We start from the raw sequence: 4,137 nt of genomic DNA, 5'->3' as shown, positions 1-4,137 counted from the left end.
GGTAAGGATTGGATGAAAAAGAACGCAAACGGAAAACAGGGTGGTTTGAGGCGTACGGTTGGATGGTTGATGGTTTGGGGCGTTTGTGCGGCGTCGGCCGCCGAAAACCGTCCCAATATCGTTCTGATGATGGCCGATGATCTGGGGTGGGGCGACGTGCATTGCTTTAACCCGAAGTCGCCGATCCAGACGCCGCAGCTCGATGCCATGGCCGCGGCCGGGGTGCGCTTTGATCGGTTCTATTCGTCTTCGCCCGTGTGCAGTCCAACGCGCGGCTCGTGTTTGACGGGACGTCATCCGTTTCGCTACGGGGTTTATTTTGCCAACAGGGGCCATATGAAACCCGAAGAGCTGACGCTGGCGGAACTGTTGCGGCAGCAGGGCTATGCCACGGGGCATTTCGGCAAATGGCATCTCGGTACGCTGACGACGCAGATCCAGGACGCCAACCGCGGCAAGCCGGGCAATACGAAGGAATTCAGTCCGCCGTGGAAGAACGGGTTCGAGGTCTGCTTTTCGACCGAATCGAAGGTCCCGACCTGGGATCCGATGCTCAAGCCGTTCAAGGACGGGCACAGCGGTTGGGATTTCATTGCGGATAAATCCACCGCGGTTCCCTACGGAACCCATTACTGGAACGAGAAGGGCGAAGTGGTTTCCGATAATCTGGAGGGCGACGACTCGCGCGTGATCATGGACCGCGTCGTCCCGTTTATCGAGGCCGCGGCCAAGAGCGATCGACCTTTTTTTGCGGTGGTCTGGTTCCACGCGCCCCACTTGCCGGTGGTGGCCGGGCCGGAATATGCCGCGATGTATCCGGGAGTGCCCGATTTCCAGAAAAACTATTATGGGTGCGTGACCGCGCTGGACGAACAGGTCGGCCGTCTGCGCGCCGTGCTGAAAGCGGCCGGCGTGGCGGAAAACACGATGGTTTGGTTCGGCTCCGACAACGGTCCCGAAGGGAACGCGAAAAGCCCGGGGACGGCGGCATCCTTCCGTGGGCGCAAGCGCAGCCTCTACGAGGGCGGCGTGCGCGTCTCGGGCTTGCTGGATTGGCCGGCGCGCGTCAAGCCCGGCACCGTCACCGATTTCCCGGCGGTTACCAGCGACTATCTGCCCACCATTCTCGATGCGCTGCAGGTGGAATATGCCGGCGAGCGCCCGCTGGACGGGATCTCTTTGCTGCCGGTCTTGGCGGGCCGGCAGACGGAGCGCAGTAAACCGATTGGCTTCGAATCGGCGGGGCAGGTGGCCTGGACGACGCAGCGGTTTAAGCTCTACAGTAAAAACGGCGGCAAAAACTGGGAACTCTATGACCTGCTGGCCGATCCCTCGGAAAAAAACAACGTGGCCGCCGAGCATCCGGAACAGGTGGCCGAGATGGCGAAGCAACTGGCCGCGTGGCGTGCCTCCTGCAAACAGAGCGATCGGGGCGGCGATTATTGAGTGCCGCCCGGAAATACCCTTTTCAGGCGATAGGCAAGCTTTTGCGGCAATGCTAGCTTGTGGAACAGTAAAGTGTCGGGCGCGTTAACCGAAGGCGTCGCGGGTTAAACCAGGGAATAAAATGGCTATGCAACAGATGAAAACAGGACTTCTTGGAATTGGGCTTTGGGCGCTTGCCGCTTTGGTTTTTTCCGTCGAAAACGTGGGGGCGGACCGTCCGAGTCCCCCCAACTTCATTATCATCTTCACCGATGACCAGGGCTACCAGGATCTGGGATGCTACGGCTCGCCGGAGATCAAGACGCCGCGCATCGACGCGATGGCCCGGGAGGGCATGCGCTTCACCAGCTTCTATGCCCAGACCGTCTGCGGCCCGTCGCGCGGCGCGTTGCTGACCGGCTGCTATCCGCTCCGCTTCGCCCGGCAGGACGATCCCGACTCCATCCATCCCGAAATGCACATCGACGAAATCACCCTCGCCGAGGTGCTCAAAGCACAGGGCTATGCCACGGCGGCCTTCGGCAAGTGGGATTTGGCCGGACACAGCCAGACCGGCTACAAGCCGGAACTGCTGCCGGCGCACCAGGGGTTCGATTTCTATTTCGGAACGCCCACCAGCAACGACCGTACGGCCAACCTGATCCGCAACACCGAGATGATCGAGGAGAATGCGGACATGGCGACCTTGACGCAGCGCTATACCGATGAGGCGATCGGCTTCATCGAAAAGAATAAGGGCGGGCCGTTTTTCGTCTACCTCGCGCACTCCATGCCGCACACGAGGCTGGCGGCTTCGAAGGACTTCAAGGGAACGTCGGCGGGCGGTCTCTATGGCGACGTGATCGAGGAGCTCGACTTCAACGTCGGGCGCGTCCTCGACAAGGTGCGCGAGCTCGGGCTCGACGACCATACCTATATTGTTTTCACCAGCGACAATGGCCCTTGGTTGGTTAAAAAGAAGAACGGCGGGCACGCGGCTCCGTTGCGTAGCGGCAAGACCAGTTGCTGGGAGGGCGGTCTGCGCGTCCCCTGCATCATGCGCGCCCCGGGCAAAATCCCGGCCGGAACCGAGTGCGATGCCGTCGCGGCCACCATCGACCTGATGCCGACCCTTGCCAAGCTGGCGGGGACGGCCGCGCCGACGGACCGCGTGATCGACGGCGTTGATATTTCGGCGCTGATGCACGGCCAGGCCGATTCGTTGGACCGAACCTATTTTTATTATCAGCACGACTGCCTGCGTGCGGTGCGCTCCGGAAAATGGAAGCTGATGCTGCCGCATACGGAACCGGTGCAGGGCAGCATCGCGACCAAATGGAGAAACCATATCGACAAGGCCGACGCCATTCGGATCAAACAGGCCATGCTGTTCGATTTGGAGGCCGACATCGGCGAAAGCACCGATGTTTCCGCCCAGCATCCGGAAACGGTGGCCGAGCTGATGAAGCTGGCGAAACGGGCGCAGCGCGATATCGGCGACCACGACCGATTTGGGGAGCATGCCCGCACCTTCGGCGCCCGCCGCCGCACCCTCTCTACCGAACAAGAGACGGTGGCCGAAAGCGCCAAAAAACCGAATAAAAAAAAAGCAGTGAAGCTTGGAGTAGACCGCGAATGAAAACGAAGAGACTCACCTGTTTTGTGCTAACCGCGATGCTGGCTGGTGCCGCGAGTGCCGCACGAAAGCCCAATGTCATCTTTATGCTGGCGGATGACATGGGCTACGGCGATATCGGCTGCTACGGCTCAACGATCGTCAACACGCCGAACATCGACCGCCTGGCGGCGGAGGGGATGCGCTTTACCGATTTCCATGTGGCGGCTTCGATCTGTTCGCCGTCGCGCGCCGCATTCCTCACCGGCGCCTATCCGCAGCGCTGCGGGCTTCCGTACGGCATCAACCCCAACCGGGAGGCGCACTGGTTCCTGGGGATGAACCCGGACGAGATCACGATCGCCGAGCAGTTTAAAACGCAGGGCTACACCACCTCGATGATCGGCAAATGGCACCTCGGCAGTCAGGAAGCGTTTTCCTATTTCCACCAGGGGTTCGACCATTACTACGGCATGCACGAGAACAAGGGGCATGATCCCCGCTTCTTCGATGAACATAAGCTGGTCTACAAAGATGCGCCGCTGAACAAGCTGACCTCGCTCTACACCGAACGGATTGTAAAGCAAATCGGCGAATACAAGGATCGGCCCTTCTTCATCTACTACGCCCACAACTATCCGCATACGTCGTATCAGGCCGAGCCCCGCTTTAAGGGGACGTCGAAGGACGGCGTGCGCGGCGATGTGATCCAGGGGCTGGACTGGAGTGTCGGCGAAATCGTCAAGGCGCTGGAGGCCAACGGCCTGCTGGAAAACACCCTGATCCTCTTCAGTTCGGACAACGGTCCGGTCGCGGAAAAATATGCGCGGCCCTACCGCGGCACGAAGTATGTTTCGCTGGAAGGCGGGCAGCGCGTGCCGTTCATTGTTTACTGGAAAGGGACGGTTCGGCCCGCCGTGTCGAATGTCCCCGTGATTGCGATGGATCTTTTCCCGACGTTGAGCGAGCTGATCGGCGCGCCCATGCCGACCGATCGGAAATACGACGGCGTCACCCTGACCCCGCTGTTTAGAAACGAACCGATTGCGCGTTCCCCCGATGAGCCGTTCTACTACTACAACTGCGAAAACCTGCAG

The 4,137-nt window shown here is 60.4% G+C and carries 3 protein-coding genes; all 3 read left to right on the top strand.

Annotated features, from left to right (window positions below):
* Positions 1–12: 12 nt before the first annotated feature.
* On the top strand, positions 13–1,446 hold the full coding sequence (locus ABYO54_RS14775) for a sulfatase (protein ID WP_372809009.1): 1,434 nt from the start codon (positions 13–15) through the stop codon (positions 1,444–1,446).
* A gap of 136 nt (positions 1,447–1,582) precedes the next feature.
* Positions 1,583–3,064, top strand: coding sequence for a sulfatase (locus ABYO54_RS14770; RefSeq protein ID WP_372809008.1), 1,482 nt, complete (start codon positions 1,583–1,585; stop codon positions 3,062–3,064).
* The coding region (locus tag ABYO54_RS14765) for a sulfatase-like hydrolase/transferase (RefSeq protein WP_372809007.1) at positions 3,061–4,137 on the top strand (1,077 nt) is incomplete at its 3' end. The genes ABYO54_RS14770 and ABYO54_RS14765, both read left to right, overlap by 4 nt.

Origin of the sequence: Pontiella sp. (assembly GCF_041622395.1) — a bacterium.
Lineage (GTDB): Bacteria > Verrucomicrobiota > Kiritimatiellia > Kiritimatiellales > Pontiellaceae > Pontiella.
This window is presented reverse-complemented; position numbering and strand designations above follow the sequence as displayed.